20 protein-coding genes, 1 pseudogene and 1 other annotated feature are annotated in these 15811 nt (G+C 33.1%); all 21 genes and pseudogenes read right to left on the bottom strand.

The annotated features are described in order from the left end of the window. Positions 1 to 80 precede the first annotated feature (80 nt). On the bottom strand, positions 81 to 968 hold the full coding sequence (locus tag BN3326_RS01440) for a DUF4435 domain-containing protein (protein ID WP_069997340.1): 888 nt from the start codon (positions 966 to 968) through the stop codon (positions 81 to 83). Further along, positions 968 to 2284, bottom strand: a complete 1317-nt coding sequence (locus tag BN3326_RS01435; protein WP_069997339.1) for an AAA family ATPase — start codon at positions 2282 to 2284, stop codon at positions 968 to 970. The genes BN3326_RS01440 and BN3326_RS01435 overlap by 1 nt, the downstream gene beginning before the upstream one ends. 32 nt (positions 2285 to 2316) lie before the next feature. Beyond that, the gene (locus BN3326_RS01430; protein WP_069997338.1) at positions 2317 to 2769 is read right to left on the bottom strand and encodes a GNAT family N-acetyltransferase; all 453 of its coding nucleotides are present in this window, start codon (positions 2767 to 2769) and stop codon (positions 2317 to 2319) included. A 178-nt stretch (positions 2770 to 2947) separates the two neighbouring features. Then, on the bottom strand, positions 2948 to 3484 hold the full coding sequence (locus BN3326_RS01425; protein WP_069997337.1) for a DUF2179 domain-containing protein: 537 nt from the start codon (positions 3482 to 3484) through the stop codon (positions 2948 to 2950). A 276-nt stretch (positions 3485 to 3760) separates the two neighbouring features. Continuing rightward, positions 3761 to 4117 carry a YjgN family protein gene (locus BN3326_RS01420; RefSeq protein WP_069997336.1) on the bottom strand — a complete coding sequence of 119 codons (357 nt, stop codon included), beginning with the start codon at positions 4115 to 4117 and terminating at the stop codon, positions 3761 to 3763. 111 nt (positions 4118 to 4228) lie between these two features. Then, positions 4229 to 4741, bottom strand: coding sequence for a hypothetical protein (locus BN3326_RS01415; protein ID WP_069997335.1), 513 nt, complete (start codon positions 4739 to 4741; stop codon positions 4229 to 4231). Between the two features lie 37 nt (positions 4742 to 4778). Then, positions 4779 to 5216, bottom strand: coding sequence for a hypothetical protein (locus BN3326_RS01410; RefSeq protein ID WP_069997334.1), 438 nt, complete (start codon positions 5214 to 5216; stop codon positions 4779 to 4781). Next, a complete protein-coding gene (locus BN3326_RS01405; protein ID WP_069997333.1) occupies positions 5213 to 5533 on the bottom strand; it encodes a DUF2691 family protein in 321 nt (106 codons plus the stop codon). Before BN3326_RS01405 ends, BN3326_RS01410 begins: the two co-directional genes overlap by 4 nt. A 93-nt stretch (positions 5534 to 5626) precedes the next feature. Beyond that, positions 5627 to 6243: pseudogene (locus BN3326_RS01400) on the bottom strand (DUF3885 domain-containing protein). 132 nt (positions 6244 to 6375) lie between these two features. Beyond that, on the bottom strand, positions 6376 to 6933 hold the full coding sequence (locus BN3326_RS01395) for an SMI1/KNR4 family protein (protein WP_069997332.1): 558 nt from the start codon (positions 6931 to 6933) through the stop codon (positions 6376 to 6378). A 73-nt stretch (positions 6934 to 7006) separates the two neighbouring features. Beyond that, entirely contained in the window at positions 7007 to 7411 is a 405-nt protein-coding gene (locus BN3326_RS01390; RefSeq protein ID WP_069997331.1) for a DUF7674 family protein, read from the bottom strand. Positions 7412 to 7423: 12 nt separating this feature from the next. Next, a complete protein-coding gene (locus BN3326_RS01385) occupies positions 7424 to 7813 on the bottom strand; it encodes a DUF5071 domain-containing protein (RefSeq protein ID WP_069997330.1) in 390 nt (129 codons plus the stop codon). A 137-nt stretch (positions 7814 to 7950) separates the two neighbouring features. After that, the gene (locus tag BN3326_RS01380) at positions 7951 to 8229 is read right to left on the bottom strand and encodes a hypothetical protein (protein WP_069997329.1); all 279 of its coding nucleotides are present in this window, start codon (positions 8227 to 8229) and stop codon (positions 7951 to 7953) included. Between the two features lie 75 nt (positions 8230 to 8304). Continuing rightward, positions 8305 to 8688, bottom strand: coding sequence for a hypothetical protein (locus tag BN3326_RS01375; protein ID WP_069997328.1), 384 nt, complete (start codon positions 8686 to 8688; stop codon positions 8305 to 8307). A gap of 55 nt (positions 8689 to 8743) precedes the next feature. After that, entirely contained in the window at positions 8744 to 9409 is a 666-nt protein-coding gene (locus BN3326_RS01370) for a hypothetical protein (protein WP_069997327.1), read from the bottom strand. A 58-nt stretch (positions 9410 to 9467) separates the two neighbouring features. Beyond that, positions 9468 to 9980, bottom strand: coding sequence for a hypothetical protein (locus BN3326_RS01365; RefSeq protein ID WP_069997326.1), 513 nt, complete (start codon positions 9978 to 9980; stop codon positions 9468 to 9470). 97 nt (positions 9981 to 10077) lie between these two features. Further along, positions 10078 to 10494, bottom strand: coding sequence for a hypothetical protein (locus BN3326_RS01360; RefSeq protein WP_069997325.1), 417 nt, complete (start codon positions 10492 to 10494; stop codon positions 10078 to 10080). A gap of 386 nt (positions 10495 to 10880) precedes the next feature. Then, positions 10881 to 12272, bottom strand: coding sequence for an asparagine--tRNA ligase (gene asnS / locus BN3326_RS01355; protein WP_069997324.1), 1392 nt, complete (start codon positions 12270 to 12272; stop codon positions 10881 to 10883). 101 nt (positions 12273 to 12373) lie between these two features. Next, positions 12374 to 12600 (bottom strand) — a binding site (T-box leader). A gap of 162 nt (positions 12601 to 12762) precedes the next feature. Then, positions 12763 to 13554, bottom strand: coding sequence for a TrmH family RNA methyltransferase (locus BN3326_RS01350; protein ID WP_069997323.1), 792 nt, complete (start codon positions 13552 to 13554; stop codon positions 12763 to 12765). Next, a complete protein-coding gene (locus tag BN3326_RS01345) occupies positions 13544 to 14209 on the bottom strand; it encodes a potassium channel family protein (protein ID WP_069997322.1) in 666 nt (221 codons plus the stop codon). The genes BN3326_RS01350 and BN3326_RS01345 overlap by 11 nt, the downstream gene beginning before the upstream one ends. A 20-nt stretch (positions 14210 to 14229) precedes the next feature. Next, on the bottom strand, positions 14230 to 15651 hold the full coding sequence (locus tag BN3326_RS01340) for a TrkH family potassium uptake protein (protein ID WP_069997321.1): 1422 nt from the start codon (positions 15649 to 15651) through the stop codon (positions 14230 to 14232). Between the last annotated feature and the right edge of the window lie 160 nt (positions 15652 to 15811).

Raw genomic sequence — 15811 nt, 5'->3', positions numbered from 1 at the left:
AAAACTCATTAAATTCATTATAATATACACTTAAGCCAAAAAAAAAGAGGCCTATACCTCTTTATTCTTGTATGTATCCATCATACGAAGCTTTTTATAATTTTATCATCGAAAATAAGATAGCTTGGGTTTGCCTCCTGCCATTTAGTTATACATTGGTAGAGTTTTGTTTTCATAAAATAATTATACTGATAAGCCAGTCTAAAACTTCCTTCTAAATTTCCTGGGAATAGATTTTTAGCATTATATTCCCCAAATACAGCTACAAGACCAACCGTAAGCAGCTCAATAAGATCATGTCCACAACAAACTTCCCACAAACTATTTTGCTTAGTAATAAGATTTTCTATGTCCTTAAGGATTTTTTGGGTATTTAACCCATTTTGTTTTTTAGAGTGTATAAGGACGCTATCAATGAGTTTTCGCATATCGATTTCTAATTCTTGGGCGTTTACAAATTTATCAAAGTCAAGATTACTGAACTTTAGGCCTAAATTATTTTGCAGTGAATACCATCTAAGATAGCCTATTTTGGCACCGCTTTCAAGCAAAATATGCTTAAGAGATTTTTTTTTACGTTCTTCAAACCTTAAATATTTGTTTCTATTAGCGTACTCTGCAAGGATATTCTCATAGGCCGGTGAGTTGATCAGCATACATTCTAAGTCATGAAAGTCGGTTAAAAATAAATTCTCATATTTGGGAAACTCTTTCTCTAGTCTCCAAAAATCTGCATCAACAATACCTATAATACCTTGTGCTTTTTCACGATTACATATTTCAATACATTGCGTAACATTACTTTTACTATCTGCTATAATAAGCTCACACATGTTCTCATCAACAAATTTACTATAGAGTCTATAATCTGTAATGCCTTCAACTAAGATAAATCCTTTACTTATTTTGCCGCTGCGCAACATCTTAATTTTTGTCAAAAGCCTTGCTGCATTAATATATTGCCTCATTAGCATTCCTCCAAGCCTGTAGTTAAATCCCATCTGCCGTTGATAATATCTGGTGAGTGTGTTGCAATAATAATTTTTACATCTGTTAAATCTGATATAGCCTGCATATCTTCTAAAAACTGCTGCTGCCATGCAATATGCAGTGAAATTTCTGGTTCATCGATTAAAATTAGTGAATTAGCCTGGGATTTAAAAAGCAGCTCAAATATAAGTATAAGCTCATTTTGCTCTCCTGAAGAAAGCTTATCTGGACTAAGCATACTTTTGTTAGGCAGTTCAAAGATAAATCCCTTTTGTTTATTAAACTGCATCGTTTTATAATTAAACCTTTTGTTAATAATTTCTCTCATCAAGTTCATCTTGGTTTCTATGTTATCAAAGACGTCCAGTTTAGTCTGGCTGTCTTTGATATACAACTTTAATACCTTCAGAGTATGACTATCTATTTCTTCTAAGTTGTTTATTGCTTTAAGCACGCCGCCTGACAAGAGCCCTATCTTTTCTAACTTCAAGCGTCTTTGTTCTAGCGCTTGAAGCTGATTATTAATTGTTTCTAAACTGATATCATCTTCATGCTCTTGACTTGTAATTTCGGCTATAAGTCTTGCCGGAAATGTACGATCAAGTTCTTGTGCTATTTCTGCTGACTGAGCAAGGGTTGTATCTATTCTATCGGCTAATTCTTTTGAATAGACCAGCACAGAAGGCATCATATTTTTTCTTCTACCTATGATACGTCCTTCACTTAAATTTTGTGTATCTACAAGTCTGTTTGCATGTATAAAATGAACAGGCATAGCTTGTCTAACAGCATCAAGGCTCATCGCAAGCTCACTATTTACAAAAAGTTGTTCTCCATATCCTTGAATAACTTCATCATAACTTACTTTTTCATTCGTCTTTGTATCATACCAGGCTGTTTGTGCAATTCGCTTAAGGAAAGGTAGATTATTTTCAATATAATGGATAGGTAGTGAATTATCTAACACCCCACTAGCATTTAAGCGATCAGAAACTATATACTCTGTAAATACCTCGTCTTTTTTAACAATATATTTAATAACTGCTTCCTCTTTACTCTCTTTAATCACTTGAATAGTTGTAAAATTATCAAATTCTATGCTAAAGCAGCTAAAAGGAATCACACTGATTTCAAATAACTTACAATTAATGATATCACTTATAAGCTTAAGCAGTGTTGTTTTGCCGTACCCATTGGGTGCATGAATAATTTTAATATTCTCATCTACGCTAAACGGAATCTCATAATCATGTAAACCATATAGCCCTTCTACTTTAATTCTTGTTATTTGCATCTCTTTTCACCCCTTATCTAAAACTGCCTGCTTTATAATGTATACTCCATAACCCCATCTTTTGCTTTAAATCCTATTTTTTCATACACGTATTTACCAGCTTCTGTCGCAACAAGATTAATTTTGTTACATCCTGTAGTCTTTAAATACCGGATGATCTCATGGATTAAACAGGCTGCATATCCTTTTCTTCTTGAAGCCGGCGTAACATAAATGTTCATAATAAAAGCTTCCTGCCCCGTTGGATTTGCATAAGTCGGTGGCTTCTGAAATAGATTTAAACCGCTTGTAGCCACAATCTCTCCGTCCTCCTCTATAACCCATACCAAAAACTCTCCATCCAGATTTTCTTCTAAATAAGAAACGATATTCTTTTCTATTTCCGAAATGTCTTCATCTTCTTGTATATGATTTGCTTCTCTTATAAGCGCCATTCTTAGTTTAACTAAAGCCTTAATATCCTTTAATTGGGCTTTTCTTATCATGTTATCCTCCCTATTGATGCTTGAGATTGTCTTTTGCAACAGGTTGCTACATTTTAATGAACTTATGTATTTCTTAAACATTATTATAACACGCCTTATTATAATGCTCTAGGGCTAGGTACTTAATCCTATAGAATAAACACCTAGCCCATGGCCTTATTTATTTACCTAATGCTGCTTATTTTCTTAATCCATAACCTCCATAAACAGGTTTGGTTTCGGCTATTGTAATAAAAGCTGTATGATCATAATTTTTGATAAGTTCAATAATCTCAGGTGCATGTTTTCTTTTTACAACAAGCATCAGAATGTTTTTAGTCGTTTCTTCTTTGCCACTTCCGTTCATCAGCGTTGTACCTAAGTTTTTTTCCTGTAAATATCTCGCAAGTTCCGGCCCTTTGTCTTGTCCTACAATAACAGTAATGGTTGTAGTACCAAGACCTATCTTAGATTCTATAACTGAGCCTAGATAATTACCTGCTGAAAACCCTAGAGCAAAAGCCACAATCTTATAAGGATCAGCTGCAATATTTGTTAATACTGTACTTACAAGTGCAACCCAAATTAACACCTCAAAAAAACCAATGATGGAGCCTGCTATTCTTTCTCCTTTTGTAATCATAATAGTTCTTAATATCGCCAAGGTTACCTCCGTAACTTTAGCAACAAATATAATCAGATAAAGTCCTATTCCTGCAGTAAAAAAAGCAATCATTCTTCTTACCCCCTATTTTTAACATTACTTTGCTATGTCCTAAGTATACCATAACCTTAAATAACTGTAAGCTTATAATAGATAATAAGACTAAATTAAGTATAAATTTTTGTACTCCCACTAGTCTTTGCCGCAACAAAATTTTCACCTATAAAATGACTTTATTTATTGTGTTAATCACCACTTGCAGCACTTTTCTAGAAGAAACTCTAATTTACCCTGGTTTTTCTTGCAAAAAAAAGACCCAAAGGCCTAATAAACCTTTGGGTTATTCTTTTAATTAGCGAAAGTTGTATTTTTAACTTTCCATTTTTCAAGTGCAATACCTAGCCATAAACTATATATTCCAATAGTAATTATACAAAGAAATAACCATTTTATCCAGTTACCAAATAACCCAATAGCACTCCCTGTAAATTTTAGTCTTCTTCCTTCAATTACTGTATGATTAACCTTCCAACCATATACCATACAAAGCGCCCAAGGATAACAGATACCAAGGGTAACCGTCGTAACCAGCCCACCTAATAGGCTCCATCCAATTAATTGTAAAAGGCCCCCATCAAAATATGAATTGCTTTCTGAAACATATGTATTACCTTGCGATACTTCAGTATTAACTACACTATTCACAAAACGCCCCTCCTATACAATATTATTTCCCCACCTCATTATAAACACTTTCCAGAATTTACGCAATATTTATTTCGCATTATACCTCTATACTTTTTTTATTTATATACATCACCTCTTCCAGTTATTTAAAAGTTCTTCAATCATATGTACTTGCTCATTCTTTAAAATAAAATAAACTTCCTTTGTTATATCTCTTCCAAACAGTGATTTTCGTTTTAATTTTATCCATAATTTCGAAGTTCCCTCTTCTTCCATCATTGTAGCCCATTCATGTCCAATATAACTCTTAGCTGAATAAATATATTCATTAGTAATAATAACATACTCACATATGCTTTTCTTACTAAAAGCTCGATAAGCCCAATACCCTACTACCACTATCCCAAAGATAGCAATAATGACTTTTTGAAATGCATCTTCATTTTGTGGTATATATATAATAGAAAAGCCTACAGTCATTACTATTGTCAACAATATGACTTCATTCATTTGCAATTTTGAAGTTAAATATATGTTTCCTTTACTTCTTAATTTATTAATATCCTGAACTATCCTAAAAATATAAAGACATATCGTGGCTATTAATCCAATATTAAGTATTAAGTTTAAAAATAGAAACATTTCTCTCCTCCTTTAGACATTTATAGTATTAATAATACTATATTCCTTCTGTATCACTTTCTTTGTAAAAACTGGTTACTATAGTATAGCCTAATAAAATCTTAAATAAAGGCATATAAATATTTAACCCCCTAACCATAAAACTACCTATCGTAATCTGAAGCCCTATACTTATAGGAACTACAGATGCAAAAACAAGACACGGAAATCCAATAATAATAAATTTGCTAATATTGATCTTCCACTTACCTGTTTTTCTTTTTTCCCTTATAAGATAATCTAATCCAATAAGTATTCCAAAACCTACATATAGTGCTACATCGATATAAAGAATCCAAAACCCAGGCACTTGCATAGTTCGAGCAATAAGTTTTTGCACATAACTATTAAAATTATCTAACGTTATGCTTCCTACAAATATAAAACAAGATGCAACCAAAATAAAGATTATATAGTTTAACCACTTCTTTTTCATGATTTATATGCCTCCTTTATTTGTAAAACAGCCTGAACAAATGTTACCGCTATAATAACTTTTAAGAAGGCTCTTAAAGTAACAAAGACCATATAATACGCGTTACTCTTAGCAGTATTGTATAATCTGTCTCCAGGCAGTATTCTATCCTCCTCTTTAACCAAAAACTCATTGGTGAATTCGTTATTATCCAGTAAGTGAATTTCGTCACTATTAATTAACCATTGAAATTCTTCAAATGGTATGTGCTCTAATATTTCAGATAGATAGCTCCCATAAGAATTTGGAATTTCAAAACACACCCCCATATTATTCATTATGATTGTCCTCCTAACTTAAAAATAAGTTGCACTGTCTTATAATTATTTGCCCCTAACATTGATTAACCATCTCCTTAAAAACATTTATGGCTAATTAAAAATGCTATCTATCTGTTCACGCCAATAATCGACAATCCATTTGTTATATTTATCATAAACATATCTCAATTTATCTGGAGAATTTGAAAATACAATGCAACCCTATCATCATACATATTAAATATAATATCTTTTTTAGTGTTGATAAAGTAAATACTTTGTCCTATAGAAGGCTCTCTCCCTTGTTCATAATTTGCAATGCCTTTTAATATTTCTTTATATGGAACTTCTGACAAACGCCCATACCATAACATAACTTTATATTCATGATTAATAGTTATATCATTCCCCTCTTCATCAATATCTTCATCTGGTTCATATAAAATTTCTTCTTCAAGCGTTTTACCATTTAGTAATTGATATAAATATTCAGGTGTTGTATCACCAAACATAATATCTCTATCTACTTCCCAATCTTTAATATAAATATATATAAAATCATTCATATTAAATAAGTCCTCAAATATTGAGATTACTCGATAACTTACTTGATGTATTCTTTCATCTGAGCCATTTTCATAAGGCTCTCCTAATTCGTATCTTACATATATATCACTATTAAGATCGGGGAAATCTTTTTCCAAGTATTTAAACAATTCTTTCTTCACTAAGTTTGCCTCCAAGATGCTATAAAGTATTAAACCATTGTTATTATGATTTCATTTACTTAGTGATAACCCTCATAATCCCTTCTCTTTTGTAACTTCATATAAAAAGGTTGAGGCTATCCTAAGCTCTCACTAACCTTGTAAATCAATCCAAAATCTAATATCTTTAATAGAACTAAAATTCATTCGTTCATATTTTTTAAATCCAAACTCAATTTCAAGGTATGAGGTTAAGTCTTCCCCATAATATATTATATCTGTTTGATAAACTGAAAATATTGGGTTACCAGCTTCATTTGGTTCCGAAGGTATATATCTATGTGAACATATGGGTATTAATTTAGGAACTTTCTTAAACTCTTCTTTACATATATTGAACGCGTCTTCAAGACTATCTGGCTTTTCTCCCCAGCCATCATACCAAAAAACATTATTCTCAATATCAAATAGCATTCCTTCAAGCGGCCAATCTATTCTGGCATAAATAGAGGCTATATTTTCTTTACTTGTATCTCTCCAGTTAACAAAATTATGTGAGAGTGGGAGGGCTGAGCTTAAAAAGTCTTTCAAATCTGGAGGAAAGGTAATATTATATCTCTCTTGGACTTCATCAATTTCTTCTGGGGTCAGCCCTTTAGCAAATAAGATACCTTTCCTCTTCAGTTTATCTATTATCTTAGTATCGTTCATAGTCATTCTCCATAAATATTTATTATATTAGTATTGCTCTATACTTTCCATGACATTCTGTTTATAGAAGTCATTAATGCTTATGATCATAAGGTGTTCCACCGCTCCAGAATTTTATTAATTCAGTCCAATATTGTTTGGTTTCAATCTTAAGGTATTGACTGATCAAATCCAACTGACATTTATTATACAGCAAGTTATTTTGAAAATCCTCAAACAGACCTGCTATAACTGCTTCTTGAACAAACGGATCTCCATGCTGAAGTAAATATTCAATTTTATCAAAAACAGCTGGAAGCTCGTCGACTTGATTAAGCTTAACTAACTTTGCTAAATGTCTTGCGAACTCCGATAAGTCTGTGTATAGGATAGTCTCACTCTCCCTATCCCAAATATTTTTTAACTGCTTCTCCCATTTCCCTTTGAAAGACGGACATATACTTATTAAGAGTTCCATTACGCACTCTTTCTGTACCATTATATTTTCCTTTCATTTATCTACTTTTGTAAGGTGTTTCCTTGCAATTTTATCGTAATTTTCCTTTTTTTCGAAAGATGTGGGGTTTTTGGCAACGCGTTCTAAATCTTCCTTTATTAAGGATAATTGCTTATCCGTTAACAAAGGAAGCATGAAATAATAAAATGAATACTCCCTCAGCCCATCTGGTTTTTGAATTAAGTCTTTTAAAAATGGTATTATTAAAGTGTCAAATTTAACTAAAACCTTTACCAGCTCTTTTGCAACAGGCCAGTTAATATCTTCTACCCACTCAAAAATTTGTTGAAGATAGGGTTGAATGCTTACTTCATCTGCATTCCTAATTTTCTCGACTGCCTCAAAATCAAACTTATGCTTTGGTATATAATAATCATTATTCATACGTCTCTCCCTATAAAGCCTTTATGTTCCCACTTAATTTTATTGATATAGTATCGCTGAATTTCTTATAATTATTCTGCACATTACATTAAAGGGTTCGCCCGGCTAACCCTTTAAATAGCTACTTCTATCTTCTATTACTTCATTACTGTTATCCCCATAAAATGATCACCTGTAAATTTAACCTGCTCCTGACCATTATATATGATAACAGTTTGCATGCTTTGGGTTCCGCAACCACTGCTCCCTTTATCTCCATTACTAAGTACCATATCTTTATTAAAATCCACTTGTATTTTGGAAGTTGACTTTGGTTCCACTTGAATAAGCTTGGGCCTTTCTTTTCCACTTTCATAGCCTATAAGCTCCTTAGCCGAAAATTGACCTAATAATTCATCACCCGGTATGTATTTCACATAGAAACTTCTGTTTGTATTACTATAATTCTTAAATTCTAAGAACCCACTTGCTTTTAATACCTTGTCTCCCTCTTACTCATACTCAAATTTACTTTTATCATATACAAACTGTATCGCCTTCAAACCTAGCTGCAAACTTTTATTAATTTCAACATATTTATTGCTCCCTGTAACCAAGATGACTCTTGTCCTCAATACAATCCATTTTCCTTTATTACGTGTTTTAGGGTATTCGTTATATAAATATTCAGCCATACCCATAAATCCAAGACAAATAAGAACCATTCCATATAGTAATGTCAAGTGAAAACCTGTATCCCCATGACTCCATGCACTTAGCCCTATTTTCTTAAGTATTAAATCACCAATAGGTGCGTAGTAGGGAGTACTAATTAAAAAGAATAATGCTAATGACGCCAGTGCTATAGACCCTATTCCTAAAATCTTCTTTTTCAATCAATATAGGCCCCTTAGTATTTCACTTATTATCTTCATAACCTATCTATCTCTGTTAATCATTAATTATATTCTTATCAATATAATTAATGAGGTCTTGTACTAACGATCTCTCTTCACTTGTTTGTATCTTATACATAAAACTTGTATTACCACTTTCATATCTGCTATTTTGAAGGTCATTTCCTGGCGTAATATGTATATGCAGAGGTCTTGCACCATATTTATCAACCACAACTCCATCAATCCAAATCACGCCCCCATGCGTATATATACTTGCTGAATAATCACTGCTACGTCTACACACATATTGATTCAACAGTTCTGTTAATTCATCTATTTGTTCTTGCTCATTTATCTCTATTTCATACTGGTCATAAGGGAGAAGGCTATTATTTGAGTTTGCATCAACTTGTATCCGCATATTTTCTATCTTTACATTCTGTGGTATGACAGGTTGAGGATAATTAAACCATATATTTATCCCACTAGCACATATACCTCCTACAATTGTATATAGATTAATAGTTCTTTTAAGATACTGTATAATATTAGCCTTAGCTCTATATTGAGGTATAATATATTTAATAATCTTAATTGATAAACAGCTTAACCAAACTATTATACATAACGCAACTGCAACATATAGCAAATTAATTAATAGAAGTGCTAAGTTATACATAAGCTCTTGAAACCATATTGGCATTGTTTTCCATAACACTATGTTCACCTTCTTTTTATTTCGCATTATATCTTTATGTTATTTTCATTTACATTTATCACTTCTTCCAGGTATTTAAAAGTTCTTCAATCATATGTACTTGCTCATTCTTTAAAATAAAATAAACTTCCTTCACTTTTTCTTTTCCAAACAGTGATTTTCTTGCTACTTTTATCCATAACTTTCTGGTGCCTTCTTCTTGCACCAAGCTGCTCCATTCATAACCTCTAAAATCCTTGACTGAATAAATATACTCATGCGTAATAATAACATTCTCACATAATCTTTGTATGCTAAAAGCTCGATAAACCCAATAACCTCCTACTATAACTCCAGAAATAACAATGATACTTTTTTCTACTATACCATTACCTTCTGCGGTATAAATCATAGAAAAGCTTAAAATTGTTATTACTACCATTATCATAGCTCCATTTAGTCCTCTTGTGGTCGTAAGATATACCGTCCCATTATTCTTTAATTTTTTTATATCCATCCCTATACTAAAAATATATACCGCTATTACAGTTATTAATCCACAATAAAGTACTATATCTAACTCCTGAACCATATATTATCCTCCCCAGTTTAAACAAGTTTTGCTTCACCTGCACTACTTTCTTTGTAAAAGCTTGTTGCTACAACATATCCCAACCACTTCTTTTTCATTACTTATATTCCCCCTTAATTAATAAAACAGTTTGAACAAAAGTCACTGCGATAAATCTTCCAGGGTATAATACAATCTGAAGCCCAAAAAGAGATCTGTTAATATTGTCAGAGAACCTAAAGGGATTATTAATTAATCCTCCTGACCAGCCCATATTAGAATAATCAGGCTTAGGCATAATAAAATATCCCAAAACGCAATATATTACAAGTAAGATTATAAACGCTATCGCCGACCCAATACTTAATTCTGGTAACACCGTAATCCTAAATACAAATCCAATGATAGCTATTGATATAACCACCTTAGTAATTAATACCCCTATCTTAGGTCTTTCTGGCTTTTTCCCATTAGTGTTAATTTCTCCAACAGGTCCTGGATTAGATTTTTCAAATAATAACTCTAATACCCCCATAGCTTACTCCTTCATGTATTTTCACTTCTATAAGTATAACTTAAAATTCAGATAATTGTAAGTTCTTGTTCAAAACATCCAGTTGATTTCTTTAATTTTGCACTTCTTAACTTTCACTTATAAATGAAACATAAACTTGCCAATAATCTAGGTGGGGGGAGGATAGTATCTTTAGACGCGACTTGGATACATGTGACGGAGCGGAGAAAGATAGCTATTATCCCCCCGCCGGACGTTCGCCAATATCCCCCCTCTCCCCAAAATACACAAAAAAACGACCACGTTTCTATTTTTATTAAAATAAAGTCGTGATCGTTCCTATTTTTTTAAATCTTTTAAAATCTCTTCACAAGCCCTGTAGCCTCATGGAAATTATTGTATACACTTTAAAACTCCGCTGACCCAGTAGTTCTTGGAAAAGGCACCACATCTCTGATATTGGTCATACCTGTTAAATACATAATAAGCCTTTCAAAACCAAGCCCAAAACCAGCATGTCTTGTACCGCCAAACCTTCTAAGATCCAAATACCACCAATAATCTTCTTCATTGAGCCCAAGTTCTTTCATTCTTGCTACAAGAACTTCCAGTCTTTCTTCTCTTTGACTTCCGCCTATAAGCTCACCTATCCCTGGGACAAGAAGATCCATCGCTGCTACTGTTTTATTATCTTCATTCATTCTCATGTAGAATGCTTTAATCTCTTTAGGATAGTCTATTACAAAAACTGGTTTTTTAAAGTGCTCCTCAGTTAAATAGCGCTCATGCTCGGTCTGAAGGTCACATCCCCAGAATACCGGGTATTCAAACTTCTTATCAGAAGCTTGAAGTATAGCAATGGCCTCTGTATAAGTTACTTTACCAAAATCAGCCCCTACTATCGCCGTAAGCCTGTCCAATATGCCTTTATCAACAAATTGGTTAAAAAATTGCATCTCTTCTTTTGCATTTTCTAAAACATAACTAATCACAAACTTTACCATGTCTTCTGCAAGTTTCATATCATCCCCAAGATCTGCAAATGCTATTTCCGGTTCGATCATCCAAAACTCTGCCGCATGTCTTGGTGTATTCGATTTTTCTGCTCTAAAAGTAGGCCCGAAGGTATAAACATCTCTAAAAGCCATGGCAAAGGTCTCTGCTGAAAGCTGACCTGAAACAGTAAGACTTGCCATTTTACCAAAGAAATCTTCTTTAAAGTTAACTTCTCCTGCTTCATTTTTAGGTGGGTCTATTGGATCTAGCGTTGTCACTCTAAACATCTCCCCTGCACCTTCACAGTCACTTGCAGTAATAATTGGCGTATGGGCATAAACAAAGTTTCTTTCTTGGAAAAACTTATGCACTGCATAAGCTGCCAGCGAGCGTACTCTAAACACCGCTGCAAATGTATTTGTTCGTGGTCTAAGATACGCTATTTGTCTTAAAAATTCAAAGGAATGTCTTTTCTTTTGAAGAGGATACTCTGGTGGGCATTCTCCTTCTATAACTACTTCTGTAGCTTTAAGTTCAAAAGGTTGTTTTTGATTAGGGGTAATAACAAAATTTCCTGTAACAATAATTGCAGCACCTACTCCTAGTTTTGCAATTTGTTTAAAATTAGGAAGATTATCTGCAAATACAATTTGTAATGTTTTAAAGAAGGTTCCATCATTGACTTCAATAAATCCAAATGTCTTTGAATCTCTTACTGTTCTTACCCAGCCAGCTACGGTAACAGCGTTTGTCTGATACGCCTCTGGTGCATTATAAAGTGCTCTAATTGATATTGTCTCCATACTATCTGCTCCTTTTATTTCGTTATACTCTTCTACTTTAGTCACATTCATAAACATAGATAAACTATTTGCTTAACACCAAAAAAAACTCCGCCCCCATCTAAAGGGACGAAGTTCACTCCGCGTTACCACCCTAGTTGATCTCCTTATCAAAGGCTATCCACCTTAAGTAAGATATAACGGTCTTAACCCGGCTAAGCCTACTCAAATCTTCTTTCGGTCAGCAACTCCAAGAGGTTTTTCACTCACTGTTTTGTTGTTAGTATCTCACCCTCACTAACTCTCTGAAAACCTACACAATGGCTACTCTTCTTATCATCGTCAGTAACTATTTTACTGCTTAAAATTATAGGGATTTTATAAGCACTTGTCAAGCCTTAACCTAGTTCTTTTATCCATTCATTTTTCAATGCCACTTTGAAAGAAAGGTATAGTATTCATTATTATAGATTTTTATACTAATCTCTCATAAGTATATTTATATAAATGATTAAATATTTATATTCATTTGTCTCATGACTTCATAAATACAAATCGAGGCAGCAATAGATGCATTGAGCGATTCACTTCCTCCGGGCATAGGAATCATCATTTTATAATCTGCCATTTGTTTAACAGTCTCTGAAACACCATTTCCTTCATTCCCTATTACAATAGTCATCTTTTTTTCGAAACGGATGTCATAAATAGGCTGAGCTTCTTCTAAAGCCGTAACATAAAGGGGTATTTTTGCTTGTTTTAAATGTGTGATATAATCTTCCGCTTCATAATCAATATATATAGGTAGATGAAATAAAGAACCCATTGTAGCACGTACTACTTTAGGACTATATAAATCTACTGATCCTTTTGTAATAAATATTGCCTTAACACCAAATGCATGCGCTGTTCTTATAATCGTTCCTAAATTACCTGGATCTTGAATATTTTCTAACAGCAAATACATTCCCCGTTTATCAAAGTTTTGATCTGTCAACTTTGTCACTGGCATTTCTACTACTGCCATAGCTCCTTGTGGCGTTGTCGTATCACTTATAGCTTTATAGACTTCCTCTGTTACAACAAGACATTTTTTTTCTTCTAAAGCAGGTGTTTTGGGCAGAGCTAATTCAGGTGTAGTGATTAAATATCTCACTTGATAATTTGCAGGTATTTCTTGAATAGATCTAATCCCTTCGACTATAAATAGATTTTCTTTCCTTCGTACTGTTTTTTTCTTTTGAAGCTGTAAAATACTTTTAATAATAGGGTTTTGCATACTGGAAACACTATTATTTTGCATGACGTTTAGCTTCTAATGCTTGAAGGGCTTTATTATCTCCTACTACCACAAGTATATCTTCTGGAGATAAAACATAATCTGGTTCTGGAGATACATTTATTCCGCCTTTATGTTCAACCGCAATAATATTAATACCGTATTTACCACGTACATTCAAATCTTTTATTGTACTATTGCTCCATTCCGGAAGAATAGCCATTTCCATAATGCTATAATCTGGTGAAAGCTCTATATAGTCGATAATACTTCCCGCAATAAGATTTGCAGCAATACGTTTACCCATTTCATGCTCTGGCAAAATAATACGATCTGCTCCAAGTTTTTGCAGGACTTTTTGATGAACCTCTGTACTAGCCTTAGCTACCACATAAGGAAGTCCTATTTCTTTAAGTAATAAAGTAATCATAATACTTGATTGAATGTCTTTACCTATTGCTACAATACCTACATCAAAATTACGAATACCGAGTGACCTCAGCGTATCCATATCTATCGCATCTGCTTGTACCGCATGGGTTACAAATGCAGATATTTCTTGTACTTTTTCTTCTGATGTATCTACTGCCATAACTTCATATCCAGCCTCTGAAAGAGTCAGAGCAACACTGGCACCAAATCTTCCTAGACCAAATACAACAAATTGTTTTGCTTTCACTTTTTTATCCTCCTTAAACTTTAACCAACTAATACGCGTTCTTCTGCATATTGAATAGTTCCTTTGTCTTTGCTTTGTTTAATCATAAGTGCTACAGCCATTGTTATAGGTCCAAGTCTTCCTATAAACATCGTGACTATAATAATAAGTTTTCCTATAAAAGTAAGATTAGATGTAATTCCAAGAGAAAGCCCTACTGTGCCAAATGCAGATATGACCTCAAATACCAGTTCCATAAAACTTGCACTTTCTGTAAACGAAAGTACCATAAGTACACTGATCACAACACCTATAGCAATCATAATAATTGCCATTGACCTTGCAATAATTTGAAAAGGAATTTTCTTTTTAAATATAACTGTATGTTGTTTCCCTCTAATCGTACATATTGCACATAGCATGAGTACGCCAGCAGTAACGGTCTTTATACCACCAGCTGTTCCTGCTGGTGAACCTCCAATAAACATCATGAGCATCGTCATGATTTTAGAAGCTGTCGTAAGTTCACTTGTCGTAATCGTATTAAACCCAGCAGTACGTGGTGTAACTGATAGAAACATTGCCGCATAAATTTTTTCTTTAAAAGATAAATCACCTAACGTATTCATATTATTTAACTCTGCAACAAAGAAAAACACAAAACCAATTATAAGCAGAGCTAAAGTAATAACCCATACTAATTTAGTATGCAAAGTAAGCTTATAAAAAGCTTGTTTCCAAGTAAAGTTTTCTGAAGACTTTAGCTTAAGCTTGATTGTCTTATAAGTATCCAGCCAAACACTAAAACCTAATCCCCCTAGGACAATCAGTCCCATAACTGTAAAGTTAAGCATAGTATTACCTACATAAGGTGTTAAACTATTATCTCCTACAATATCAAACCCTGCATTACAAAATGCAGATATCGAATGGAATACAGCATAGCCCATACCCTTTAAAAAACCATGTTCAGGAACAAATACAACGGCCAATAATAACGCCCCTATGGCTTCAACTAAGAATGTACCTATAATAATATTTTTTGTAAATCTTACAATGCCTGCTGTTTTATCCTGGTTGAGCGCCTCTTGCATAATCAGTCTATTTTTTAAAGAAATACGTTTTCTTGCAACAAGAAATAACGCACTTACTAATGTCATAAATCCAAGTCCTCCGATTTGAATGCATATCAGAATTACAACTTTACCAAAAGTTGACCAATAAGCCAAGGTATTAACTACTGCAAGACCTGTTACACAAACAGCCGAAGTGGCCGTAAAAAAAGCATTAATAAAAGATGTGCTTTCTCCTGCATTACTGCTTATAGGTAACATTAATAAAATAGTTCCAACAAGTATAACAACTAAAAATCCTATCACTAATATTTGTGAAGGATCAAGATGTTTTGAAATGACCAGCGCTTGTCTTGTCTTCAAAAATCCTGGTGTGTTTTGCGTTTTCATTTTTTCTCTCCTTGATGTTAAAGTAATCATTAGTCTATTTTAAACTATCTATTATAAAATTTCTAGAGAAATTAATGTTATATATAAAACTTTTATATTATTTTTTTGAAAAGCTATTTTCTAAAAACAGATGGTAGTCACTCATGAGTAACTACCACCT

Origin of the sequence: Cellulosilyticum sp. I15G10I2, assembly GCF_900095725.1 — a bacterium.
Taxonomy (GTDB): Bacteria; Bacillota; Clostridia; order Lachnospirales; family Cellulosilyticaceae; genus FMMP01.
This window is presented reverse-complemented; position numbering and strand designations above follow the sequence as displayed.